This window comes from Salinicola lusitanus (assembly GCF_038648475.1).
In the GTDB taxonomy this organism is placed as follows: domain Bacteria; phylum Pseudomonadota; class Gammaproteobacteria; order Pseudomonadales; family Halomonadaceae; genus Salinicola; species Salinicola lusitanus.
This window is the reverse complement of record NZ_CP151919.1, coordinates 3,303,586-3,327,806: the sequence shown is the minus strand read 5'-3', so window position 1 is coordinate 3,327,806 and position 24,221 is coordinate 3,303,586. Positions and strand designations below refer to the sequence as shown.

18 protein-coding genes and 1 tRNA gene are annotated in these 24,221 nt (G+C 65.4%); 5 read left to right on the top strand and 14 right to left on the bottom strand.

Going from position 1 to position 24,221, the window contains the following annotated elements; all coding sequences use genetic code 11:
* Positions 1 to 78 precede the first annotated feature (78 nt).
* Both ychF and AAGT95_RS14920 read left to right on the top strand, forming a co-directional pair.
* Entirely contained in the window at positions 79 to 1,170 is a 1,092-nt protein-coding gene (gene ychF, locus AAGT95_RS14925; RefSeq protein WP_342594348.1) for a redox-regulated ATPase YchF, read from the top strand.
* 105 nt (positions 1,171 to 1,275) lie between these two features.
* Positions 1,276 to 1,352: transfer RNA gene (locus AAGT95_RS14920), tRNA-Met, on the top strand.
* Between the two features lie 98 nt (positions 1,353 to 1,450).
* Here AAGT95_RS14920 and AAGT95_RS14915 read toward each other — a convergent pair.
* The 11 genes from AAGT95_RS14915 to AAGT95_RS14865 form a co-directional block, all read right to left on the bottom strand.
* Positions 1,451 to 2,323: a D-amino-acid transaminase gene (locus AAGT95_RS14915; protein WP_342594347.1), complete on the bottom strand. Its 873-nt coding sequence runs from the start codon at positions 2,321 to 2,323 to the stop codon at positions 1,451 to 1,453.
* Between the two features lie 33 nt (positions 2,324 to 2,356).
* Entirely contained in the window at positions 2,357 to 3,337 is a 981-nt protein-coding gene (dgcA, locus tag AAGT95_RS14910; RefSeq protein WP_342594346.1) for an N-acetyl-D-Glu racemase DgcA, read from the bottom strand.
* Positions 3,331 to 4,332 (bottom strand): N-acetyltransferase DgcN, encoded by a 1,002-nt coding sequence (gene dgcN, locus AAGT95_RS14905; RefSeq protein ID WP_342594345.1) that lies wholly within the window; start codon positions 4,330 to 4,332, stop codon positions 3,331 to 3,333. The genes dgcA and dgcN overlap by 7 nt, the downstream gene beginning before the upstream one ends.
* A 73-nt stretch (positions 4,333 to 4,405) precedes the next feature.
* Positions 4,406 to 5,722, bottom strand: a complete 1,317-nt coding sequence (locus tag AAGT95_RS14900; protein WP_342594344.1) for a TRAP transporter large permease — start codon at positions 5,720 to 5,722, stop codon at positions 4,406 to 4,408.
* A 93-nt stretch (positions 5,723 to 5,815) separates the two neighbouring features.
* Positions 5,816 to 6,286, bottom strand: coding sequence for a TRAP transporter small permease (locus AAGT95_RS14895; protein ID WP_342594343.1), 471 nt, complete (start codon positions 6,284 to 6,286; stop codon positions 5,816 to 5,818).
* A 61-nt stretch (positions 6,287 to 6,347) separates the two neighbouring features.
* Positions 6,348 to 7,433 carry a TRAP transporter substrate-binding protein DctP gene (locus tag AAGT95_RS14890; protein WP_342594342.1) on the bottom strand — a complete coding sequence of 362 codons (1,086 nt, stop codon included), beginning with the start codon at positions 7,431 to 7,433 and terminating at the stop codon, positions 6,348 to 6,350.
* A gap of 138 nt (positions 7,434 to 7,571) precedes the next feature.
* Complete coding sequence (locus tag AAGT95_RS14885) at positions 7,572 to 9,005, bottom strand: D-aminoacylase (protein WP_342594341.1); 1,434 nt, start codon at positions 9,003 to 9,005, stop codon at positions 7,572 to 7,574.
* A gap of 37 nt (positions 9,006 to 9,042) precedes the next feature.
* Positions 9,043 to 10,449, bottom strand: a complete 1,407-nt coding sequence (locus AAGT95_RS14880; protein WP_342594340.1) for an amidohydrolase family protein — start codon at positions 10,447 to 10,449, stop codon at positions 9,043 to 9,045.
* Between the two features lie 61 nt (positions 10,450 to 10,510).
* Positions 10,511 to 11,437: an N-carbamoyl-D-amino-acid hydrolase gene (locus AAGT95_RS14875; RefSeq protein WP_110600270.1), complete on the bottom strand. Its 927-nt coding sequence runs from the start codon at positions 11,435 to 11,437 to the stop codon at positions 10,511 to 10,513.
* Between the two features lie 97 nt (positions 11,438 to 11,534).
* Positions 11,535 to 12,455, bottom strand: a complete 921-nt coding sequence (locus AAGT95_RS14870; RefSeq protein ID WP_110600272.1) for a LysR substrate-binding domain-containing protein — start codon at positions 12,453 to 12,455, stop codon at positions 11,535 to 11,537.
* A gap of 104 nt (positions 12,456 to 12,559) precedes the next feature.
* The gene (locus AAGT95_RS14865) at positions 12,560 to 13,876 is read right to left on the bottom strand and encodes a M18 family aminopeptidase (RefSeq protein WP_342594339.1); all 1,317 of its coding nucleotides are present in this window, start codon (positions 13,874 to 13,876) and stop codon (positions 12,560 to 12,562) included.
* Between the two features lie 166 nt (positions 13,877 to 14,042).
* Here AAGT95_RS14865 and AAGT95_RS14860 point away from each other — a divergent pair, with 166 nt between their 5' ends.
* The 3 genes from AAGT95_RS14860 to AAGT95_RS14850 all read left to right on the top strand — a co-directional run bounded on the left by AAGT95_RS14860 (position 14,043) and on the right by AAGT95_RS14850 (position 19,598).
* Positions 14,043 to 16,124, top strand: a complete 2,082-nt coding sequence (locus AAGT95_RS14860) for a carboxy terminal-processing peptidase (RefSeq protein ID WP_342594338.1) — start codon at positions 14,043 to 14,045, stop codon at positions 16,122 to 16,124.
* Between the two features lie 209 nt (positions 16,125 to 16,333).
* The gene (gene ligB, locus AAGT95_RS14855; RefSeq protein WP_342594337.1) at positions 16,334 to 18,103 is read left to right on the top strand and encodes an NAD-dependent DNA ligase LigB; all 1,770 of its coding nucleotides are present in this window, start codon (positions 16,334 to 16,336) and stop codon (positions 18,101 to 18,103) included.
* A gap of 319 nt (positions 18,104 to 18,422) precedes the next feature.
* Complete coding sequence (locus tag AAGT95_RS14850) at positions 18,423 to 19,598, top strand: capsule biosynthesis protein CapA (RefSeq protein WP_342594336.1); 1,176 nt, start codon at positions 18,423 to 18,425, stop codon at positions 19,596 to 19,598.
* A gap of 210 nt (positions 19,599 to 19,808) precedes the next feature.
* On the opposite strand, the gene AAGT95_RS14845 is transcribed toward AAGT95_RS14850, so the two are convergent.
* The 3 genes from AAGT95_RS14845 to AAGT95_RS14835 all read right to left on the bottom strand — a co-directional run bounded on the left by AAGT95_RS14845 (position 19,809) and on the right by AAGT95_RS14835 (position 24,220).
* Positions 19,809 to 20,759, bottom strand: a complete 951-nt coding sequence (locus AAGT95_RS14845; protein ID WP_342594335.1) for a glycosyltransferase family 2 protein — start codon at positions 20,757 to 20,759, stop codon at positions 19,809 to 19,811.
* Between the two features lie 73 nt (positions 20,760 to 20,832).
* Complete coding sequence (locus tag AAGT95_RS14840) at positions 20,833 to 21,861, bottom strand: glycosyltransferase family protein (protein ID WP_342594334.1); 1,029 nt, start codon at positions 21,859 to 21,861, stop codon at positions 20,833 to 20,835.
* Between the two features lie 43 nt (positions 21,862 to 21,904).
* A complete protein-coding gene (locus tag AAGT95_RS14835; RefSeq protein ID WP_342594333.1) occupies positions 21,905 to 24,220 on the bottom strand; it encodes a glycosyltransferase family 2 protein in 2,316 nt (771 codons plus the stop codon).
* Between the last annotated feature and the right edge of the window lies 1 nt (position 24,221).

Genomic DNA, 24,221 nt, shown 5'->3' with positions numbered 1-24,221 from the left:
ATTCCTTCTGCTGCGGTGTCCCGTAGAATAGCGAGCCTCTCTTTCAGCTTTTCCTGCACATCAACTCGGATACATCCTATGGGTTTCAATTGCGGCATCGTCGGCCTACCCAACGTCGGCAAGTCGACGCTCTTCAACGCCTTGACGCGCTCCGGCATCGACGCCGAGAACTTCCCCTTCTGCACCATCGAACCCAACACCGGTATCGTGCCGATGCCCGACCCGCGGCTCGACAAGCTGGCCGAGATCGTCAAGCCGGAAAAAGTGGTGCCGACCACCATGGAGTTCGTCGATATCGCCGGCCTGGTCGAGGGCGCCTCCAAGGGCGAGGGCCTGGGCAACCAGTTCCTGGCCAATATCCGCGAGACCGACGCCATCGCCCACGTGGTGCGCTGCTTCGATGACGACAACGTCATCCACGTCGCCAACCAGGTCGACCCCACCGCCGATATCGAGACCATCAACCTCGAGCTCGCGCTGGCCGATCTCGACGCGGTGGAGCGTTCGATCCAGCGTCTGACCCGGGTGGTCAAGGGCGGCGACAAGGAGGCGATCGCCACCAAGGCGATCCTCGACCGCATCCAGCCCCATCTCGCCGAGGGTCAACCGCTGCGCAGCTTCGGCCTGGACGAGGATGAACAGCGCCAGCTGCGCAGCTTCGGTTTCCTGACGCTCAAGCCGACCATGTACATCGCCAACGTCAACGAAGACGGCTTCGAGAACAACCCCCATCTCGATACGGTGCGCCGTATCGCCGCCAGCGAGAACGCCGTCGTGGTGCCGGTCTGCAACAAGCTGGAAGCGGAGATTGCCGAGCTCGAGGACGAGGAGCGCGCCATGTTCCTCGACGAGATGGGCATGGAAGAGCCCGGACTCGATCGCGTCATTCGCGCCGGCTATGGCCTGCTGGGCCTGCAGACCTACTTCACCGCGGGCGTGAAGGAAGTTCGGGCGTGGACGGTCAAGATCGGCGCCACCGCACCCCAGGCGGCGGGCGTGATCCACACCGACTTCGAGAAGGGCTTCATTCGCGCCGAAGTGGTCAGCTACGACGATTTCGTCGCGCTGGGCGGCGAGAACGGCGCCAAGGAAGCCGGCAAGTGGCGCCTGGAAGGCAAGGCCTACGTGGTCCAGGACGGCGACGTCATGCACTTCCGCTTCAACGTCTAGCCGGGGTCGCCCCCGAACTGAATGTGGATTTCGAAAAGCGTTGACGTTTCATCGGGTTATGGTAGTATTCGCAACCGTTGTCGGGCGACTCGATTTGCCCCTTGAGGCTACGTAGCTCAGCTGGTTAGAGCACATCACTCATAATGATGGGGTCCCCTGTTCGAATCAGGGCGTAGCCACCAGATATCACGACAAGGCCCGCCGTTCTCGCGATCGGCGGGCCTTGTCGTTTCCGGCTGGTCCGGCGTCGGCCGACTCGCTCGAGCCGGCCGACGGTGGCTTAGAGGGCGCGGCGGCGACTCTCCTCGATATACGCCGCTCGCAGGCGCCGGGCCACCTCGCCGGGGCGACCATCGCCGACCGGGACCCCATCGATCGCGATGACCGGTGTCACGAACGAGGAGGCCGACGTCACGAAGCACTCCCTGGCCTGCTGTGCCTCCTCGACGCTGAACGCCCGCTCTTCGAGCTGCAGTGCCAGCGTCTCGGCGAGCGTCATGACGGCGGCCCGGGTAATGCCCGGCAAAATGGCGGATGAGAGCTCGCGGGTCACCAGGGTGGCGTCGTGCGTCAGCATCCACACATTGTTGGAAGCCCCTTCGGTCACCATGCCGTCCTCGACCAACCAGGCATCATCGGCCCCGGCCGCCTTCGCCGCCATCTTGGCCATGGCGGGATAGAGCAGTTGCACCGTCTTGATATCACGCCGTGCCCAGCGCCAGTCCGGCTGCGTGGCGACGCGGATACCCTCCCGGCCACTGCGGGCGTCGACCAGCGACTTGGCCTGGGTGAACAGCACCAGCGTGGGCTGGGTATCGGCGTCGGGGTAGTGAAAATCCCGGTCGCCGGCGCTGCCTCGGGTCAACTGGAGGTAGACCATCCCCTCGTCCAGCGCATTGCGCCGAATCAGCTCGCGGTGGATCGCCAGCAGCGTCTCCTCGTCCCACGGAAGCGCTATCTCGAGCGCGGCGGCGGAGCGCTTCAGGCGCCCCATGTGGCCGGGGAAGTCGACCAGCTTGCCGCCCAGCACCGAAGAGACCTCGTAGACGCCATCGGCGAGCAGGAACCCCCGGTCGAAGATCGATACCGTGGCGTCCCGCTCAGCGACGTAGTCGCCATTCACGTACACCGTGCGCTGTGTCATCTCATCCATTCTCTCGTCTCGATCCTCGCGCGACGCGGCCCTTCAGCCCCACAGGCGCGGCGAAGCCGGGTGGATGCCCGCGGCGTCGAAACGCATGCCAGGCTCGCGATCCCGGGCCAGCAGCAGCGGCCCGTCGAGATCGACCACGGCCGCCCCCTGGGCCACCAGCAGTGCCGGTGCCATCGACAGCGACGACCCCACCATGCACCCCACCATCACCTCGAATCCCAGGGCCTGCGCCTCGCGCTTGAGCGCCAGAGCTTCGGTCAAACCACCGGTCTTGTCGAGCTTGATATTGATCATGTCGTAGCGCCCCGCCAGCGCCGCCAGGGAGCTGCGGTCGTGACAGGCCTCGTCGGCACACACCGGCAACGGCCGCTCGATCTCCGCCAGTGCCGCGTCATCCGCGGCCGGCAGCGGCTGCTCAACCATCTCGATTCCCAGCTCGAGCAGGGCCGGCGCCAGACGTTGATAGGCCTCGCGATCCCAGCCCTCGTTGGCGTCGACGATGATCCGCGAATCCGGCGCTCCCTCGCGCACCGCCCGCAGCCGCTCGATATCGCCCTCCCCGCCCAGCTTCAGCTTCAATAGGGGGCGTGCGGCATGGCGCCGGGCCTTGTCGCGCATCACCGCCGGGCTATCGAGCGAGAGCGTGAAAGCCGTGATCTCGGCCACCGGCGCCGACAGCCCGGCGAGTTGCCAGACCGGCGTTCCGCTGCGCTTGGCCTCGAGATCCCAGAACGCGCAATCCACCGCGTTACGTGCCGCCCCGGCCGGCAGCCGGGCCTGCAGCGCCTCACGATCCAGCCCGTGGGCCAGCTCGTCCTGCAGCGATTCGATCTGCGCGATGACGCTCGCCACCGACTCGCCATAGTGCGCATAGGGCACGCACTCGCCGCGCCCGGCATGAACGCCGTCGCTCAGGGTCGCCACCACGACCCGCGCGTCGGTGCGCGAGCCGCGGGAGATGGTGAACACCTCGGCGAGGGGGAAGACCTGCTCCTCGACGCTCAGCCTCAACATGCCGCCACCGCCTCCGCCAGTCGCTCGGCGCCCTGGCGATAGGGGTCGACGCACGGCAGCCCCAGCCGCGACTCGAGCGCCTCGAGATAGCGATCCGCCTCGTCGGCGGGCATGGCGGCGGTGTTGACCGACACGCCGACGACCTGGCAGGCGGGGTTCACCACCTGGGCCAGCGGCAGCGCGGTATCGCGCAGCTGTTCGAGCGTCGGCAGCGAGTAATGGGGCAGGCCGCGCATGTGCGTGCGGGTCGGCTCGTGACACAGGATCAGCGCATCGGGCTGGCCGCCGTGGATCAGCGCCAGCGTCACGCCGGAGTAGGAGGGATGAAACAGACTGCCCTGCCCTTCGATGATGTCCCAGTGGTCTTCGTCGTTGTCCGGCGTCAGCCACTCGATCGAACCGGCCATGAAGTCGGCGACGACGGCATCCAGCGGCACGCCCTCGCCGGTGATCAGGATCCCGGTCTGGCCGGTGGCACGGAAGCTCGACTTCAGGCCGCGTTCGCGCAACGCGATATCCAGCGCCAGCGCCGTGTACATCTTGCCGATGGAGCAGTCCGTTCCCACCGCCAGGCAACGCTTGCCCCGACGCGGCTTGCCGTCGCCGATCGGGTACTGGACCTGGGGCACGCGCACGTCGACGAGGCGCCCGCCATGCTCGCGCGCGGCCTCGACCAGCACCGGCTCGTCACGCAGCAGATTGTGCAGACCGGAAGCGATGTCCATCCCGGCGGCCAGCGCCTCCTCGAGCACCGCGATCCAGCTGCGGGAGATCACCCCGCCACGATTGGCCGCACCGATCACCAGCGTCTGGGCGCCCTGCGCCACCGCTTCTTCGATCGTCAGGTCGGGAAGTTTCATGTCCGCCTGGCAGCCCGGCAACCGATACTGACCCAACGCATATTCCGGACGCCAGTCACGGATGCCCTGCGCCACCTTGGCGGACAACGGGTCGGGCACATCGCCCAGAAAAAGCAGATAAGGGGTCTTGAGCATGAGGGTTATCTCTATCCAATGTCTCGGTTGGTGCAGCGTCTCGAGTGGTGGCACCGCGATCATGACGACGCCATTACATCATGGTTTCCGGCAAGAACAGGGAAATGGCGGGAAATGCCAACAGCAGTGCCAGCACGATCAGGTCACACAGCACGAATGGCCAGACCCCGGCAAACACCTCGTTGATCTTGACGCCCTTGCCGGCCGCGCCCGCCAGCGCGAAGGCGTTGAGTCCCACGGGCGGGGTCACGCCGGCGATCTCGCACATTTTCATCGCGATAACGCAGAACCATACCGGGTGATAGCCCAGCTCCACAACGATGGGAAACACGATCGGCAGCGTCAGCGCGAAGGCGGCGGCCGGCACCACCACCATCCCCATCAGAAACCAGATGAGCAGGATCAGGCCCAGCACCATCCACGAGGGCACGTCCCAGGAGACCATGAAACTGGATATCTCGAACGGGATGCGTGTCAGGCCCAGGAAGCGACTGAAGAACAGCGCCGCGATGATGATGAAGAACAGCGTCGTGGTGATGCCCGCCGATTCGCGCAGCGCCCCGCGCAGTCTCGGCATCGAGCGCAACGGGCCGCCGGCCAGGCCCAGCAGCAGCGCCCCGAGCGCGCCGATGGCACCCGCTTCGGTCGCCGTGAACAGGCCGCTGTACATGCCGCCGATGACCACACCGCCGAGCGCGAGTATCTGCCACAGGTCCCGCACGCCACGTACTCGGTCACGCACCGTCACCTCGCGCTCCTCGGCATCGATCGGCGCCAGCTGCGGATGGCGTTTGGCGCGCCACACGATCGAGAGCGTATAGACGACCGCGGTCAGAATGCCCGGGAGAATGCCCGCCATGAACAGCTGGCCGACCGACACGCCGGTGAAGATCGAGAACAGGATGAACATGCCGCTGGGCGGGATCATCGCCGCCAACGATCCGGAGCAGGCGATACTGCCCAGCGCGAAGCGCTTGTCGTAGCCGTAGCGTCGCATCTCGGGATAGGCGATACGACCGAATACGCTGGCCGTGGCCAGCGAAGAGCCGCAGACCGTGGAAAAGGCCGCGCTACCGAACGCCGTGGCCACCGCCAGCGACCCCGGCACCCTCGCCGCCAGCCGGTGGATCCCCTTGTAGGCCTGCTCGGCAAAACCACTGGCCGCCGCCAGCGCCCCCATCAGCACGAATAGCGGCAAGACGGTAAAGGTCGGTGAGGCGATGGCCGTATACATGGTGTCGCCCAGCAGTGATGATGCGCTGGACGGCGTCAGCAGCGTGGCGATACCGATGAAGCCGACCAGCAGGAAATTGATGGCCAGCGGCACACCCATGACCAACAGCAGCAGCAGCATCGCAATGCCGCCGATACCTATCAGCGTGAAATCCATGATCATATCCGTGTTCAGAATAAGACTGTCGAGAGACCGGCCGGCGCTGTCGGCCGAATCGTCGCGCCCCGCCCGGCAAGACCCGGCTATCGCTCACTCGTCGTGCGCTGCCCGCCTGAACTGGCGCGACAAGCTGCGGCAGAGTTGCAGGCCATACAGGGCGAGCGCGGCGAACATCACGAACTTGATCGGGTAGACGAGGATCGGACGCGGCCCGGCAATCGCCTGGCGGCTGTCGAACGCACCGATGGCGTTATGCCATACCGCCCAGCCGACGATCACGATCGTGACCAGCGAAACCAGGGTGACGAAGCCGTTGAGAGAGCGTCCGGCCACACCCTGCAGCCGTTCCGGCAACCATTCGACGCGGATGTGGGCGTCCTGCTCCTCGGCGTGGGAGAGCCCGAGATAGACGATCGCGATCATGGTGAACATGGCCAGCTCGGAGACGCCGTAGAGGGGGCGGGAGAATCCCCGCGCCACCAGATCGACGACCATGAACAGCACCACCACGATCAACAGCCAGCCACACAGTTCGGCCAGGCCGCGATTGAGCAGGGTCAACAGACGCGGCCTCCGCGACCGTCGAGCCTCCGTCCCCGCTCGCGGCTCATGCTGCGCCCGCTCAGTCATGGGCCACGCCACCCGAGCCGGCGTCGATGATCGTCTTCATTCGCTCGATGATCTGCGCGGGCTTTTCGGCGCCGGCCTTCTCGGCACTCTGAATCCAGGTCTCGCGGTTGGATTTTACCGCCGGCAATGACACGAACTTCTCGATATCCTCGTCCGACGCGGCCGTCACCGTATAGCCGGCGTCCTGCTGCGCCTTGACGATGCGATCGAACTCGTTGTCGTAGTATTCGCCAAAGGTCTTCTCCGCCTGCGCCGCGGCCTGTTCGAACCAGCCCTGCATCTGCGGGGACATGGCGTCCCACTTGCGCTGGTTGATGGTCAGGATCATGGGAACCGCGAGCCACAGTCGGCGCGAGGTGAGGATGTTCGGCGCGACCTCGTCCATGCCGGTCCGGTTGAGGCTGTCGTAATTGGTGAAGACGCCATCGATGGCGCCCGACTGCAGCGACTGGTAGGTGTCGCTCCACGGCACCGACACCGGCGTCGCTCCCAGATCCCCCAGCAGGTTGAGCATCCACTGGCTGGAAGCCCGGACACGCTTGCCGCGAAAATCGTCGAACGACGTCACCGGCTCGCGAAAGACTCCGGCATAGGGCAGATAGGGGTAGATGTAGATGATGTGCTGTCCCTGCTGGGAGAACTCCTCTCGCAACTGGGGCACCTGGTCATAGACGTCGTGATAGACCGACATGATGTCGGCGTAATCTTCTGGCCCTTCGGGGAAGAGCTGGAAAGCCCCGTTCAGCAACAACCGGTTGGGGTAGTAATTGATGTTGATGTAGCCCATGTCGGCGACACCGTTGCTGACGCCACCAAGAATCTCGTCGCCCTGCATGACCGACGCGCCCCAATAAGGCACCACTTCTATTTCGCCGCCGGAGACCTCGTTGAGCGCATCGAGAAAGCCTTTCTCGGCGGCGCCACGCAGGCCGTTCGGAGCGGTATTGGTGGCGTAGGTCAGCGTTTCCGCGGCAGCGGGAGCGGGTGCCATGGCGACGGTCGCACTCACGGCCAGGCTGACGGCGGCGGCGGATATCAGATGGCGCCAGCGGCGGGATTCAGGATGAGTCAAAGACATGGGGTAACCTCGTTTTCGTTGTCATTGTCGTCGAGCTCGTCGCCAAGCCCGCCAAAAAAAGTGTCAGCGATCCGACACGCAGCTGTCTCATGCTTTTTCGTCGACAGCCCATAACCCGGTGTTAACGGGTTGTCGGCGTCACGGTCCCTCGCGCCGGAGAAGCCGACCGGCACGCCGGCGCACGTCGCCATCGACCCAGGTCTCGTTGCCGTTGACCATGACCCAATCGATCCCCACCGCCGGCGTGGTCGGCTCGACGAAACTGGCGCCATCGCGAATGGTGTCGAAATCGAACAGGGTCAGGTCGGCGAATGCCCCCTCGCGAATCTCGCCGCGATCGGTCAGGCCGAAACGGGCCGCCGACATCGACGTCATCTTGCGGATCGCTTCGGGCAGCGAGAAGAGCCCCTCGTCGCGACAGTAGTGGCCGATCACCCGGGGAAAACTGCCCCAGAGTCGCGGGTGCGGGTTGGGATCGCTCGGCAGGCCATCGGAGCCGATCATGGTCAACGGATGCGCCAGCACGCGACGCACGTCGCGCTCGTCCATGTTGTGGTAGATCGCCCCGGCCGGCATCAGTCGGCGTGCCGCCTCGGTCAGATCCACGCCCCACTCCTCGGCGATGGCGGACAGCAGCCGTCGGCCCTGTTCGGGGTGTGGCTTCGACCAGGTGACCAGGATGTCGAACTGGTCCGACACCCGCCACAGATCGAGCGTGGTGGAACAGGCAGCGTACGGATAGCAGTCGCAATGGCAGGGCTGGCGTTGCGCAGCCTGCTCGAGCTTCTCGATCGCATGTTCGCTCTTGCCCCAGTTGTCGATGTCGGCGCACTTCAGGTGGGAGATCACCAGCGGTACCTGCCCATGCCGGGCCGTCTCGAAGGCCTCGTCCATCGCCTCGAACAGGGCTTCACGCTCGTTGCGCATGTGGGTGGTGTAGATCCCGTCCGCTTCGCCGACGACCTCGACCAGCGCCTTGACCTCTCGCATCGGTGCCTGACGCGCGTTGGTATAGGCGAGCCCCGTGCTCAGGCCGATCGCCCCCGCCCGCAGTGCCGCGCGCAGCGTCTCGCGCATGGCCTCGATCTCGACCTCGCTGGCAGGCCGATCGAAACGATCCATCACGCCCGCCCGCAGCGTGGTATGACCAATCAGCGCCGCCACGTTGACGGCGGGCATGGCGGCGTCCACGGCCGAGGCGAAGTCCCCGAAGGTGTCGAAGAAGTCGTCGGCCTCGCCCAGCAGGTTCATCGGGTCCGGGACCTCACCGTCGATCTTGACCGGCGAGGCACTGATACCGCAGTTGCCGACGATGACGGTGGTGATGCCCTGGCTGATCTTGGGGCGCATCTCCGGTTGGCGAATCGCGCAACTATCGTCGTGAGTATGCACGTCGATGAAGCCCGGGGAGAGATACCGTCCCGCCGCCTCGACCACCCGTGCGGCCTGGGTCGCATCCAGGTCGCCGATCGCCGCGATTCGCTCGCCCTTGACGCCGACATCGGCAACGAAGGGCTCGCGTCCCGTTCCGTCGACGACCTGGGCACGACGAATGATCACATCGAATGTCATGTTGCTCTCCTGATGGCGAGATACGGCCAGCGTCTTGTCATTGAGGGGTTTGCAGCATCGTTCCCGGCTGAACGATCAACGCGTCCAGGCCGGCGGCACGCACCGCCGCCTCGCCCATGGGCGTCGTGATCAGGCGGCCGCCGCGGCCGACCACCTCCTCGCCGTCGAGCAGTCGTTGCCCGTGGGCATAGGTCAACACCGGACGACGGCGTTCGAGATCGAGCACGCTGATATCCGCATCGGCACCCACCCCCAGATGCCCCTTGTCGCGCAGTCCGAGGATTCGTGCCGGATGTAGACTCGCCTTGCGCACGAAGCCATCCAGGCTCAAGGCATCGAGATGCACCAGCGCGAGGCCGCGTGCCACGATGTCGTTGCGCGGGATGCCACCGCCGTCGGTGGCGAGGGCATCCACCGCGAAGCGGCCATCGGGCCGCGTGGCCGTCACCAGCCGCAGGCGCGGCTCGGGAGGGTTGGCCCGAAAACTGATACCGATGAGCGACCCGCAGGCTCGCCAGGCGGCCAGCCCCGCTGACCCGCCCACCAGTTCGATGACGCCGTCGCGCTCCAGATTGACCAGCGCCCAGCCGGCCAGAATCGCCTCGGCCATCCCCTCGGTGGTGGCCGGATATCCACCACGTTCGAGTCCGAAGGCGGCCAGCCGGCTGCCGGGCACGCCGTCGATACACTCGCCGCTGACACCATTGAACGGCGCGAGATAGGATTCCGAACGGATATGCGGATGGGCCGCCAGCAGCCGCAACGCCTCTTCGCCCTCGGCGACGGCATCATGGATCTGGCCGCGGCAGTAACTGTTGATATGCGCCAGGTGAAGCGGATGTCCGGCGCTCAGTTCGCACGCCTCCCGCATGCCCTCGATATTGGAGCCGGCCGACTGCGTGCCGGCATGAAAGGCCGCGTAAGCCCCCTGCCCCGCAGCCGCTGCGATGGCCTGCGCCGTCGCGTCGGCGGTCAACGGATAGTGCCCACCCAACAGCTTCAGCCCGATTGCGCCCTGGCGCAGGGCGTGATTCAGAGCCTCATCGATATCGCCCCGGCCGGGGTCGGCGGAGGCGATGGTATGTCCCGGACGCAGATAGTTGACGCAGGCGATGCTCAGCCCGCAACCGTGACGCGCCGCCAGATCGACGACACCCTCGATGGGCCCGGCCATATCCAGCGCCGTGGTCACGCCCGCCAGTGCCAGCATGCGATGGCCGCAGCCTCCCCCCAGAAAGGGCGAGAGATGCACGTGCATGTCGACGATACCCGGCATGACCAGCAATCCCGTCAGATCGTGCTCGCGTCTTGCCCCGCCGGCGATGGTCGGCGCCACCTCGACGATCTTTCCATCGCGCAGGGCAATGTCCCGGATCTCGTGCACCCCGTTGGCGGGGTCGACGACGGTGCCGTTGCGCAGCAGGGTGTCATAACCTGTCGTCATCTCCACACCTCGGCGATCAGCGTGACTGTCATGCTCGACATAGCGACCTTCTCCGCGGCGACTATTGCTGGCGCTCGACACCCGTCTGCGAGGTAATGCGCCCATAGTGTTCGATGCGACGATGACGCGCGAAATCGAAGATGGTTGTCTTGCCGAACTGGCAGCGTTCCATGTCGCAGGTCGCCGTGATCAGCTCGTCTTCCTCGGTCTGCGCCCGGGCGACGACGAATCCGTCGGGGTCGACGATGATCGAGCCACCCATAAGCGGAAACCCATCCTCGACCCCCGCCTTGGCCACGGCCACCGCCCAGGTCGCGTTCTGATAGGCCCCCGCCGTGACGGAGAGCTCGGAGTGATAGAGGCGCTGCTCCAGCCCCTCGCCCCGGTTCTGGGAGTTCACCGACGGCGTGTTGTAGCCCAGCATCACCAGCTCGACCCCCTGCAATCCCATGACGCGCCAGGTTTCCGGCCAGCGGCGATCGTTGCAGATGCACATGCCCATCAGCGTGCCTTCGTTGTCGAAGGTGTCGAAGCCCAGGTCGCCGGGTTCGAAATAGCGCTTCTCGAGATGCTGGAAATCCCGCCCGGTGTCGTACTCGACATGCCCCGGCAGGTGTACCTTGCGATACTTGCCGACGATCTCGCCCTCACGGTCGGTCACGATGGAAGTATTGAAATGGCGCCCTTCCGGCGTCAGCTCGGCATAGCCGAACGAGATGGCGATGCGGTGCTCTCGAGCGCGGTCGAACAGCGGCTGCGTGGCGGCGTTCGGCATCTCGCGCTCGAACCAGGTATCGACCTCGGCCTGATCCTCCATGTACCAGCGCGGGAAGAATGTCGTGAGGGCCAGTTCCGGAAAGACCACCAGATCGCACCCGCTGGCCGCGGCCCGATCCAGCAGCGCGATCATTCTCGCCACTACCGCTTCACGCGTGTCGCGCTTCTGAATGGCTCCCATCTGAGCCGCGCCGATTACCCATTCACGCATTGCCGATCCACCTGCTGATGTCTTGTTGGTCGGCTCAGTGTCTGGATTCCGGGCGATGATGTCGTATACCGATTCATCGCCAGCCCATAACTTTTGATTAAGTCCGGGAAGCCGGGCCTTCGACAGCGGCGCTGAAACGGACGAACGCCGCTTCGAGGTGGGTGATGAAGAGACGAGCCAGTTGCGACAGCGGTTCGGTCCGCGGATAGGCCAGACTCACCACCAGGCGCTGCTCGACCGGCAGGGGAACGGCCGTCAGGTGCCGGCTGCGCCAGCCGTGCCAGGTAAACTCATCGATCAGGGCGATACCGGCACCGGCGTCCGCCATGGCGCAGGCGTAGTGCGGAGAGTCGACCTCGGTGGCCGGCCGCCATGGCTCGCCGGCCGCCTCGAAAGCGGCACGGATATGCTGGCCGAAAGGGGTTTCCGCGCCGTAACCGATCAGGTCGTATTGGCGGAGTTCGGGCAGCGAGACCGTGTCGCGCGCCGCCAGCGGATGGTCGATCGGACAGACACAGACCATGCCTGCGCGGTGCAGCGGGTTGGCCTCCAGGTTGGGATGATTCACCGGAAACAGCGAGATGCCCAGATCGGCCTGACGGTCGAGCAATTGGTCGCGCAGCTGGGTATGCCGCTGGCAGTCCAGACTGACCCGGACATCATGCTCTTCCCGGAAGCTGGTGATCGCCCAAGGCACGATCTGATGACCGAGACTCGAACTGGCGGCGATACGCACCACCCCGTGGCGCCGCTGGGTCAGGTCATGCAGCGTATTGTTGACCCGCTGGACGTCTCGGTAGACGTTCTCCACGTCGCGGAACAGCCGACGCGCTTCCGGCGACGGGTAGAGCCGCCCCTTGATACGCTCGAACAGCGGAAAGCCGATGCGCTGCTCGGTGTGGGAGAGCATCCGGCTCACGGCCGGCTGGGAAATCATCAGGACGCGTGACGCGCCACTGATGCTGCCGGTGGTCATGATTGCCCGGAAAACCTCGATCTGCCGCAGATTCAGCGCCATGCTCTCCCTCCTCCCGATGGTCAGGCGCGGCCTCGTGCCGACGGTCACCTCGACCACGCTCCCCTGAAGCGCGCCACGCTGACATGAGCCGCCCTATCCGGATATCACCCGATCGAGAGCGAATCGCGATTGAAGAATACCGTCAGCGCCCGGATCAGATACGCCGGGTCGCGGGTACCGGCCGTCTCGCGGATCGAATGCATGCCGAACTGCGGCACCCCCACGTCGATGGTCGGCACACCCAGCTCGGTGGCGGTGATCGGGCCGATGGTGCTGCCGCACCCCATGTCGGCACGGGTCACGAACTGCTGCACGGGTACGTCCGCTTCCCGGCACATGTCATGGAACAGCGCTGCCGTCGTGCTGTTGGTCGCGTAGCGCTGGCTGGCGTTGACCTTGATCACCGGGCCGGCGTTGAGCGCCGGGCCGTGGTTGGCATCGTGCTTGTCGGCGAAGTTGGGATGCACGGCATGGGCGTTGTCGCAGGAGATCATCAGCGAACGCTGGATCAGCCTGACGAAGCCCTCGTCGCCCGCCTCGCCCAGCGCCGCGTTGAGTCGGCGCAGCACGTCGGCCAGGAAGGGTCCCTGGGCTCCGCAGGCGCTGGCACTGCCGACCTCTTCATGGTCGTTGGCGACAAATAGCGCGCCCTGTCGGCCATCGGAAGCCAACAGCGCCTCGACGCCGATGAAGCAGGAGAGCAGGTTGTCCAGTCTCGCGCTGGCAAGCATCTCGCCGCCGACGCCGACCCGTGAGGGAGGCTGAACGTCATAGAACCCCAGCTCGAAATCGACGATGTCCGCCACCTCGAGGCCGTGTTCGCGCTCGATCCACTGTTTCAGCAGGCGATCGAGGTCGGGCGCGTCGCCGCCCTGCATCAGCAGCGGTGCCATCTGCGTCTGCGCATTGAGGGGCCGGCCGTTGTTGGCCTCGCGATCCATGTGAATCGCCAGGCTGGGTATGATCGCGATCGGCTCTCTCACGTTGAGCAGCACCGCCTGGAGCTTCCCGTCGGCACGACGAACATGCACCCGCCCGGCAAGCCCCAGGTCACGGTCGAACCAGGGCGCCAGCAACGCGCCGCCGTAGACCTGGACACCCAGTTGCAACCACCCCTTGTTGACGATCGCCGGTTGCGGTTTCAGGCGCAAGGCCGGACTATCGGTGTGGGCACCCACCATACGCAGGGTCTCGAGAGACGACGCCGGTAGCTGAAACGCGATCAAGGCACTATCGTTGCGCGTCACGTAATATTTTTCGCCGGCTGACAATTTCCAGCTGTCAGTTTCCTTGAGCGGCCGATATCCTGCCGCCTCCAGCCTGGTCACGAGATTCGCGGTGGCGTGCCAGGGTGAGGGAGAACGCTGGAGAAAATCGATCAAGCGGTCTTCGAGAGCCTTGTCGGCGGCGTGGTCTGACATGGGTTTCCTCGGATGTCGGTCTGTAGTCATGCGGACTGACTGCTACAATAGATCCCGGACCTGAAAAAGATTCATGGATCCGGTGGTCTTCTAGGGAATAGAGAGTGTACAGGAAACCGGGAGTGCTTCATTGATGACCCTGACTGTCGCCGCTCGGCACGCGGCCATGTGTTTGCTACTGCTGGCATGGAGCGTCACGGCGCTGGCCGGTCCCACCCCAACCGACGATCAGCGCCAGGCGGCGAGCGAAGTCGCCGAGTCTCTGCAGTACGGCTCCTACTCGGGCGTCGACCTCGACGACGAGTGGTCGAAACGCGCCTTCCAGCGTCTGCTCGACGTGCTGGACGACCAGCGCGCCTACTTCCTGCAGCGGGATGTCGATAATTTCAACGACCTGGACACATCCCTGGATGACGCCGTCAAGTCGGGCGACCTGGATCGCGTCTATGCATTCTATTCACGCTATCAGGATCGTGTGGAAGCACGACTCCAGTGGCTGGTGGACAAGGTCGACCGTGGCATCGACTACGACTACACCAGCGACGAGCGGCTGGCGCTGGATCGCAAGGACTATCCCTGGGCAGGCAGTGAAAGCGCGCTGGACGATCTCTGGAGCAAGCGGCTGGAGAATGCGGCGCTGACGCTGTCGCTGAGCGACCAGACGCCGCAAGAGATCCAGAAGACACTCCACGATCGCTATGCCAACCAGCTCAACCGGGTACGCCAGACCAATGCCGAGGACGTGCTGGTGCTGCTGATGTCGGCGGTGACCGGCACGGTGGATCCGCACACCGAATACTTCTCGCCCCAGCAGAGCGAGTCCTTCGATATCCAGATGCGGCTGTCGCTCGAGGGGATCGGCGCGCTGCTGCAGAGCGATGGCGAGTACGTCAAGGTGTCGAGCCTGGTCCCCGGCGGCCCGGCGGACAAGGCCGGCGTCCTGCAGCCGGCGGATCGTATCGTCGCGGTGGGTCAGAACGAGGACGGCGACATGGTCAACGTCGTCGGCATGCGCCTCGATGAAGTGGTCGACCTGATTCGCGGGCCGAAAGGCTCGACGGTAAGGCTGGAGATCATTCCCGCCAAGGCCGTCGACGTGACCCGGACCCACACCGTCAGGATCACCCGGGACACGGTCAAGCTCGAGGATCAAGCCGCGCACAGCCGGGTCGAGGAGATCCAGCGCGACGGCAAGACCCACAAGATCGGGATCATCACCGTGCCGGCCTTCTACGTCGACTTCGATGCCTGGCAGGCCGGCGAGTCCGACTACCGGAGCACCACCCGCGACGTGGCCAAGGAGATCGACAAGCTCAAGGCCCAACAGGTCGAAGGCATCGTTCTCGACCTGCGCAACGACGGCGGTGGCGCCCTGCAGGAGGCCAACTCGATGATCGGGCTGTTCATCGATCGCGGCCCGACCGTCCAGGTACGCGACGCCCGTGGGCGAATCAACCTCTATGGCGATACCGATGCCGGCGTCGCCTATGACGGCCCCCTCGCCGTGCTGGTCAACCGACTCTCCGCCTCGGCCTCCGAGATCTTCGCCGGCGCGATCCAGGATTACGGTCGTGGCCTGGTGATCGGCAGCCGGACCTTTGGCAAGGGCACGGTGCAGACGCTCACCGACCTCAGTCATGGTCAGCTCAAGCTGACCCGGGCCAAGTTCTATCGCATCTCGGGCGAGAGCACCCAGCACCGCGGCGTCGAACCGGACATCATCTACCCGAGCCTGATCGATCCGGATCAGATCGGCGAAAGCGCCCTCGACAACGCCCTGCCCTGGGATCGGGTGCGACCGGTGCAATACCGTCTCTACGGCGAGCCGTGGCGCTATCTCGAGGCACTGCAGGACCGTCACGAGCAGCGTATCGCCAATGACCCCGATTTCGTCTATCTGGAAAAGCAGGCCCAGCTGAGCAAGCGACTACGCGAGCAGCAGACCAGCATCAGCCTCAACAAGGAGCAGCGCCAGCGCGAAATGGATGCTCAGGAAACCGAGCAACTGGCGCTGGAGAACCAGCGGCGGCGCTCGCTGGGCCTGGAGCCGCTCGACGACTGGACCGATGCCAGGGGCCAGAGCGATGGCTCGGAGCAGGACGGCGCCGACGCCAAGGACAGCGAGGAAGAGGGCAGCGGTGAAGAGGGGATTCCCGATTCGGACGACGCCAAGCCCATCGACCGCGCCGAACTGCAGGAAACGTCCCAGATCCTGCTGGACTACGTGAAGCTGAACGCCAAGAGTTGAATGCCAGTTGCCGGCCCGATCCGGGGCCGGCACGCCCAACCTTGTGCCCCGTACGACGCAGCCCCGCGACAGGAACCCACTCGCTGAAGTCGGTTCGTGTCGCGGGGCTGTTTCGTCGAGTCTCGCCCCGACGGTTGTTCCTCCCCTCTCGCGGGTCAAGAAAGTCGCCGCATGGTCGTTGAAGGATTCAAAGACCCGGGAGCGACGATATGAAGGCGAGAGCAATCCGGTGCGTGATCCTGGCCTGGCTGTGCGTGGCCGGAGCCTCCCATTCCCAGGGGGCCGACGCCGGCGCAGCGTGCCCGCCAGGCACGGACCCGGCATCACGGCAGCAGAGCTACGGCGCACTGACCCGCCAACTTCAGGCGTGGGACGAGGCCTACTACCAGCGTGGCGAGCGCCTGGTCGATGACGGTGTCTACGACGAGGCCAAGCGCCGCTGGCGACGATGGCGTCGCTGCCTGGAACCGGATGCCCCGGCACCGTCCCAGTCCACGCCCGACTCGGCTCGGGACGAACTCGAGCATCCTTTCGCCCAGACCGGGCTCGACAAGCTCCCCGACCGCCGGTCCGTCGGCGAGTGGCTCTCCCGACAACCGAATCGCCCCCTCTGGATCCAGCCCAAGATCGACGGCGTCGCCGTGACCCTGGTCTATCGAAAGGGCCGCCTCCAGCGCGCCATCAGCCGGGGCGATGGAGACAAGGGACAGGACTGGACCGCTGCGGTCCGGCGAATCGAAAGCATCCCGGCGGCGCTGGCGACCGAGGACCCGGTGACGCTGCAGGGCGAACTCTACCTGCGTCTGACCGATCACGTGCAAGCTCGGGATGGCGGCGCTTCGGCGCGTTCCCGTGTCGCGGGGCTACTGAACCGGCGCGAGTTGACCGCGTCGGAGGCCCGGGAGATCGGCTTCTTTGCCTGGGCCTGGCCGGATGGCCCCCGAGCCGGTGGAGAGCGCCTCCAGCGGCTGGCGCAGCTCGGCTTTCCCGACACGGCCAGCTATACCCGACCGGTCAGCCGGCTCTCGCAGGTGGCGCACTGGCGTGACCACTGGTACCACGCCGCGCTGCCCTTCGCTTCCGATGGCGTCGTCATCAAGCGCCCCGAGCGACCGCCCGGCCCTGCCTGGCGGGCGGAGCCGCCCCGTTGGTCCATCGCCTGGAAATACCCGGCGGCGAGGACGCTCGCCGTGGTCGAGGCGATCGACGTCTCGGTGGGCCGTACCGGGCGCCTGACGCCGGTCGCCCGGCTGGAGCCGGTGCTGCTCGACGACCGCGAGATCGGCTCGGTAAGCCTGGGATCGCTGTCCCACTGGGAAGCGCTGGACGTTCGTCCCGGCGACGAGGTGGAGGTCGCCCTCGCCGGCGCCACCATTCCCCGGATCGAGCGAGTCGTCATTCCCGCCACGCCTCGCGCCGACTTGACGCTGCCGGACGAGGCACGCTACGACGCCCTCTCCTGTCTCGCGCCATCGGTGGGCTGCCGCGAACAGTTCCTCGCGCGCCTGGCCTGGCTCGGCGGCAAGCAGGGATTGGACATGGCCGGTGTCGGACCCGCCACCTGGAACACCCTGGTGGACGCCGGACTGATCGACGGCCTGCTTTCCTGGCGGTCGCTGGATATCGCTCGACTGCAGTCGCTGCCCGGGGTCGGAGAGGCAAGGGCCCGGCAGTGGATCGAGGCCTTCCACGCCGCGGAAGCCAGGGGCCGGTGGCGCTGGCTGGTGGCCCTGGGCATGCCGCCGGTGCCCAAGGCCGCGCGTCAGGCCGCGCTCGCGGCACCACTGCCGGTCCTGCGCGCGCGTTCCGCCACCGCCTGGCAGGCATTCCCCGGCATCGGCCCGGCCCGAGGCGAGCAGCTGGCCCGCTTCTTCCACAACGCCACCATCGACGAACTGCTCACCACCCTGCCCTCGCTGGATGCCTCGCCGCCCCAGGGCAGCGAGACTGACGAGCCTCATTCCCCCAAGACGATTTAAACCACCGTCAGATTCACCAAAACGCGTCATGGCAGGCCGGCCGTGCCGCGTTACAGTCAGCTCGAGCCTACCCATGCCCGGTAGCGCGACTGGAGTGCCATCCTCCGCCTCGCCGGCCCCGTCGGCTGACCAAGCCTGGCGATGGCCTCAGTCGATCACGCCTCCCGGGAAAGACCACCGGTGGCCCGCTTGCGTCGCGGCGCTCCTCGCCGACGATGCCTACCTGCAGAGAGGGATCGAGCCGATGTTCCCCGCAAGGCGAGCTTTTCTATTCCTGCAAGGCCCCCGCTCCCCGTTCTTCAGCCAGCTCGGAGAGCGGTTGACCGACGACGGGCACAAGGTCGTCAAGGTCAATTTCACGCTCGGCGACCAGGCAGCCTGGCAAGGTTCTCACGTCGAGACCTTTCGGGATCCTTGGCCAATGCTGGCGGCATTCGTCACCGATCTCTGGCAGCGCCACGGCATTACCGACCAGGTTGCCTTCGACGACAGTCGAACGGCCCACCGGGAAGTCGTCCGCGCCGCACGCCGGCGCGGCATCCGCAGTCACATCCTGGCACCGGGCTACTTCCAGCCCCACTGGATCACCCTGGAGCGTGAAGGCATCGATGGCCACTCGCTGCTGCCCCGAGATCCCGAGTGGTATCACATGATCGGCCCGACCCTTCCCCGCCAGCTGCCCCCGAGGCCGTTCGAAGCGGCCTTCGCCACGGCCGCCGTCCGGGAACTGGGCTACCGCATGGCGGATCTCGCCACGCCGCTTCTGTTTCGACATGGCCACGGTCAGGCCGGGTTCCCGGCGGGAATCCGCTACCGCTCGGCGATCGCAGGACTCGTCGCTCTGCAGCGACGTCGCGCCGACCGCCTGCAGCACGCGCTGATCTCCAGCGGGAAGCCCTACTACCTGTTCCCCACCCAGCCCGCTGCCGATCCCCGAATCCGGCTCCATTCACCCTACACCGACCGGCGGGCGGCCTTGACCCAGGTGGTCGAATCCTTTTCCCGGTTCGCCCCGGGCCACACCCGCCTGGCCATCGTCGACCCCGCGTGCCACGTCGACGCAGCCTATACGCGGCACCTGCGGGACCTGGCGGCGAAGACCGGCCTTGGCGAGCGGTTGGTGCTGATGCCTCCGGGGGATCTGCCAGCCCTGATCGAGCACGCCTCGGGCCTGGTCACGATCAATGGCAACGAGGGCTTGATGTCGTTGGAGGGCGAATGCCCGACCCTGGCGCTGGGCAACGCCATCTACCGCATGCCCGGTCTCACCGCTCCCAGCTCGCTGGACGATTTCTGGTGCCATCCGATCGGCCCGGATCGCCGGCTATTCCGGAGCTTTGCCCGCACGGTCATTCATGCCACCCAGATCAACGGCGACTTCTACAGCCAGCCAGGCATCGATCTCGCCGTCGTCAACGCCGTCTCGCACTTGACGGCCAACGTCTCGCCCATCGAACGCCTGCTCTGGGACTCTCGCCTGCCGGTCGCCTCCTGACCCCTCGTGTCCATGCCTTCCGGCCCAACCCCAGGCTCCCGTAGGACGCACCGCCAGGCGATCGCCCGGACGTAGGACGTAGCCCACGTCGGCGTCACACGCCTTCTTGAGCCAAGCCGTGATGCCATACGGCAAGCGGCCAGGTGATCGCCACCCGGCCGCTAGCATTCACTGCTTGTACTCCCGCGTCTCTCGTCTCGATCCGCGTCCTCAGTGGCTCGCCGGCGACAGTGCCCGGCCTATGTCGATCCGGGGTTTCACCATCAGCTTGGTGAACGCCATCAACACCATCTCCTCGATCGCCGGCCCCATCTCCTGCTTGAGCGCCTCGTAGCTGGGGTAGCTCGGCTCCGGCGCGATGCACATCTCGAAGAAGTGCTGACGGTTGATGTGCGGGTTGTCGATGAAGAACTGACTCAGGCGGTTGTGCTTTTCCTGCTTGGCGGCGCTGGAGACGTAATTGCCGATCCGGGCGAAGAACTGCTCGACGCTGCGTAACGGCAGATGGTAGATGCACGCTTCCCACTCCCGGGCAAAATCCATGATCTCCGCCTCGGGTTCCAGGACGGCGCCATCCTGCTTGGCCATGAGCCAGTGGTAGCCCATGTGCAGCCGGTGGGACTGGCGGTAGATGAACAGCGCCTTGGTGTCGGAGGCCTGCTCGCCCAGCGACCAGTACTCCGCTTCCAGTAGCTGGCCCTCGAGGTCCTGCTGGTACTCGATGCTTTCCTTGCAGATCACGTTGATCCAGGGCAACCGGAAGTAGAAACGCTTGAGGTTCTCCTCCCCCGGGAAGCGTTGGGCGAAGGCGGCGTAGAAATCCTTGATCGTGAGCCCCTTCTTGAAGGTCAGGAACTCATCGGCATCGAAGCCGTAGACGACATTGTAGCAATCCTTCTTCAGGTAGAGCTCCAGTGCCCCATTGATGTAATCGGCCTTGCGCTTCGAAAAGCCCTGCTCGTCCTCGATCTCGACGAATGCGATCTCCTTCTCCGGATAGCGATCCCGCAATTCGGCAACGCACTCCCGAAGGAAGTCGTGCTCGATATGACTCAGCACGACGAGCCGGTCGAATCCCAGTCGCAGGTGGTGCAGGAACGAAGCGAAGACGACGTCCTCCTCTCCCCTGACCATTGTGATAGCGGTGAACTCGAGTTTCATGGTGGGATTTCCTGTCATTGTTGAGAATGCTTGCCGCCATGACGACGACACGAACTGGGAATACGGTTGCCGCTCAGCGCCTTACCCACCAGAAGGCCCAGGCCTTTTCCGGGTTGCCGATATCGAGCGCCTTGCGAGCGGCGTTTTGTGCCATCAGTCGGGCAGTTGCCGGATCATCGATCAACTGCTGCATCGCCGAGCGCCAGGCCTCGGGAGTGTCCTCCACCAGCAGCCCGTCCTCGCCGTCGGAGACGATTTCCCGGTACGGCGAGCGCGCGCTGTAGAGCCCCACGCTGCCCATGGCGGCGTTGTCCAGAAACTTGATGTACGTCTTGCCGGCGTTGAACGGGGTGTCACGCATCGGCGTGAGGCTGATGTGCATGCGCTGGCGGTCGCGATAGCGCTGGAATGCCCGCCACCCCAGCGGCTTCGGCGTGCGAACGCGCTGCAGCCCGCGCAGCGAGACCGGAGAGTACCCCCCCAGCATGATCTCGAAGGTCAACGCCGCGTTGCGCTCGTGAATGTCGACCAGCGCTGGCGTGATGTTCTCGAGATCGGCCAGATGCGCCCGGGAGCCGTGAAATCCGACCCGTGGCGCCAGCATGGAAAAATGATCGTGGGTCGGCATCGGCGAGATCAGCGAAGGCGCCAGCAGCGAGACGGAATCGTGGCGGCGACTGAAGTGTCTCGCCAAAGGCTCGCAGCACGCGATCACCTCGTCGGCGATCGCCAGCAGACGCGGCTGCAGGTGCGAGGAGACATGGGCCATACGCCGCCGGTAGGTCTCGGGCAGCTGCGGGTCGAGGGCAGCGGCCGAGATATCGTCATCGATCAGATAGCGGATGGTCGCCAGCCGATGACGGTTGTCCTCCAGCCACGAGATCCAGGCGGCGTTGAGCGAGCGGCAGACGAGAATGTGAGCGTTACGCAACTCGCCTACCAGCCAGGGCATGCACATGACCGGCAACCGCCAGTAGCTGGTGTCGATGCGCTTGACCTCGATGCCACGTGATTGCAGCCACGGCGCCACCGATTTCAGGAAGTAGATATCTTCAGTCGGGCAGGTTCCATCACTCAAAACCACCCAGCGCGGATAGCTCATGATCAGTCCCCTCGTAGGCTGGATTGGCGTTCCCCTCGCGCACTCATCGCAGCGAGAAGTCTTCGTAAGTCAGTGTCAGGTTGGGGTGGTAGGCCGGGTCGTCGAACAGGCGGTGGCGCCAGCGACGACGCATGTACTCCGCTTCCCGGGACGCCCGTAGCCGTTTGGCCTGGGTGTCGTCGGCCCCGCGGGAAACCGATTCGTGGTGGTAGAGTTCGGCGAACGGTGTAAACAGATTGCGATACCCCGCCTCGCCGACCTTGAGGCAGAAATCCACGTCATTGAACGCGACCGCCAGGTTGGCCTCGTCCAGGCCGCCGACGGCCTCGAACAGCGACTTGCGCACCACCAGGCACGCTGCGGTGACGGCGGAAAAGTTCTGGGCAAGATGGAGTCGACTGAAATAGCCGGGCTCGTGGCGCGAGAAGAACTTGTGGGCATGCCCCGCGACACCGCCGACACCCAGCACGACGCCGGCGTGCTGGACCGTGCCGTTGGGATAGTAGAGCTTGGCACCGACACAGCCGATCTCCTCGCGGCAGGCCTGGCTGACCATCTCCTCCAGCCAGTCTTCGTTGATCGGCTCGACATCGTTGTTGATCAGCCCCAGCAGCTCCCCACGCGCATGGCGGGCGCCGAAGTTGTTGATGGCCGAATAGTTGAAGGGGTGCGGCCAATGCAGCACCCGAACCCGGGGATGCTCGGCGAGCTCGCCCAGAAAGTTCAGGGTTTCCGGGCAGGTCGAGCCGTTGTCGAGAATCAGCACCTCGAGCCGGGGATACCGTGTCCGCTCTAGCAGCGCTTCGACGCAGGGCCGCAGTATCTCCACCCGATCCCGGGTCGGGATGAGCAGGCTCACCAGCGGTGCCGGATCGGGAAGCGGCCAGCGCACGCGATAGGTATTGGGAAAACGGCCGGGTTCGGCAGTCGCCCCCCGGACATGTCGGGACAGGTGGTCCTGAACCGCGTGGAGACCAGCCTCGCCGGTATAGCGTTTGGTCGCGGCGGCCGATGCCGTCGACCCCTGCCCGGCGTGCCAGTGGTAGAGCACGTGCGGGATTCTGACGATACGATCCGAATCGAGTCCGGCCGTGAAGCGCAGGGCCAGATCGTGATCCTGGCTCCCCTCGTAACCCTCGCGGAAGCCCCCGACCGCCTTCACTCTCTCCGTTCGATACACCCCGAGGTGCGACAGGTAGTTCTGCCCGAGCAGCAGGTCGGGATTCCAGGCTGGCTTGAAGTGCGGGTCGAACCGCTCCCCGTGGTCATCGATCTTGTCTTCGTCGCTGTACAGCAGCTCCGCGCGGGGCCGCTGCTGCAACGCATCGACGACACGGAAGAGCGCATCGGGTACCAGCTGATCGTCATGGTCCAGCAGCGCCACATACTCACCCCGCGCCAGGGACAGCGCACTGTTGCTCGCCGCGCAGATATGCCCATTGACCGGACGGAACGTCACCTCGATACGGGAATCCTGCTCGGCGTAGCGCCGCAGCCGCTCGACGATACGGCGATCGGTGGAGGCATCGTCGGCGATGCACAGCTGCCATTGGGTATAGCGCTGTGCCAGCACCGATTCGATACAGCGGTCGAGAGCTTCCGGTGTCGGATCGTAGGTTGGCAGCAGGATCGAGATCGTGGGGCGATAGGCGAACGCCGCCAGCCGGCTCGAGAGCCACGCCTGCGAGGCCACCGGCTGCTGCGCCAACCACTCGGAGTAGCTCTTGCGGGGGCAGAGGCGAACGAAGGTCTCCTCGTACTGCCTGAGTGCCATCGCGCGCCAGGGCGTGTTCTGCTCCCTGGCGAGCTCCTTGAGCCGGGACAGGACATTGGCCTTGGGCGTCTCGAGCCACTGGCCATGCAGATTGGCCAGCCGCTGGGCAAGACGGTCGCAGGCAAACCAGGGGGTCAGCCACACCAGTCGCAGGTGGTCGATGGAGAAACACCCCTCCGTCTCCAGCGGATCGAAACGAATTCCCCGAATGCCCGGACCGATGTAGCAGAGCCGCTTGGCGATGCGCCCCGGCTTCAAGGCGAGATAGAAACTTTCCGCCTCGTTGAAGCCCTGTCCCGTGTCGACGTACATCCGCACCGAGCCGCTCGGCTGGTCGTGACGAATCGCGACCTCCAGCATGTTCCAGCCTGGCAGGGGCATCCGGCGTCGCCAGGCGAACTGCGGGTCGTTGCCCATCGACCGCCAGCCAAAGGAGGAGCTCTCGTCGGCCCCGTCCGGCGTCAGCCGCTCCAGCTGGTGGAGCGGCTTCAATCGGGGGCGACAGACGAACCGGGTGGAGCGCTTCACGCCGCGCCAGATCATCCAGGATCGCACTTCCGGTACGGGGGACGAGGAGGTCTGCATC

Bases quoted from the DNA above. Each gene is read 5' to 3' on its own strand.
- ychF (WP_342594348.1), top strand. From the start codon at position 79: ATGGGTTTCAATTGCGGCATCGTCGGCCTACCCAACGTCGGCAAGTCG.
- AAGT95_RS14915 (WP_342594347.1), bottom strand. From the start codon at position 2,323: ATGGATGAGATGACACAGCGCACGGTGTACGTGAATGGCGACTACGTC.
- dgcA (WP_342594346.1), bottom strand. From the start codon at position 3,337: ATGTTGAGGCTGAGCGTCGAGGAGCAGGTCTTCCCCCTCGCCGAGGTG.
- dgcN (WP_342594345.1), bottom strand. From the start codon at position 4,332: ATGCTCAAGACCCCTTATCTGCTTTTTCTGGGCGATGTGCCCGACCCG.
- AAGT95_RS14900 (WP_342594344.1), bottom strand. From the start codon at position 5,722: ATGGATTTCACGCTGATAGGTATCGGCGGCATTGCGATGCTGCTGCTG.
- AAGT95_RS14890 (WP_342594342.1), bottom strand. From the start codon at position 7,433: ATGTCTTTGACTCATCCTGAATCCCGCCGCTGGCGCCATCTGATATCC.
- AAGT95_RS14885 (WP_342594341.1), bottom strand. From the start codon at position 9,005: ATGACATTCGATGTGATCATTCGTCGTGCCCAGGTCGTCGACGGAACG.
- AAGT95_RS14880 (WP_342594340.1), bottom strand. From the start codon at position 10,449: ATGACGACAGGTTATGACACCCTGCTGCGCAACGGCACCGTCGTCGAC.
- AAGT95_RS14875 (WP_110600270.1), bottom strand. From the start codon at position 11,437: ATGCGTGAATGGGTAATCGGCGCGGCTCAGATGGGAGCCATTCAGAAG.
- AAGT95_RS14870 (WP_110600272.1), bottom strand. From the start codon at position 12,455: ATGGCGCTGAATCTGCGGCAGATCGAGGTTTTCCGGGCAATCATGACC.
- AAGT95_RS14865 (WP_342594339.1), bottom strand. From the start codon at position 13,876: ATGTCAGACCACGCCGCCGACAAGGCTCTCGAAGACCGCTTGATCGAT.
- AAGT95_RS14860 (WP_342594338.1), top strand. From the start codon at position 14,043: ATGTGTTTGCTACTGCTGGCATGGAGCGTCACGGCGCTGGCCGGTCCC.
- ligB (WP_342594337.1), top strand. From the start codon at position 16,334: ATGAAGGCGAGAGCAATCCGGTGCGTGATCCTGGCCTGGCTGTGCGTG.
- AAGT95_RS14845 (WP_342594335.1), bottom strand. From the start codon at position 20,759: ATGAAACTCGAGTTCACCGCTATCACAATGGTCAGGGGAGAGGAGGAC.
- AAGT95_RS14840 (WP_342594334.1), bottom strand. From the start codon at position 21,861: ATGAGCTATCCGCGCTGGGTGGTTTTGAGTGATGGAACCTGCCCGACT.
- AAGT95_RS14835 (WP_342594333.1), bottom strand. From the start codon at position 24,220: ATGCAGACCTCCTCGTCCCCCGTACCGGAAGTGCGATCCTGGATGATC.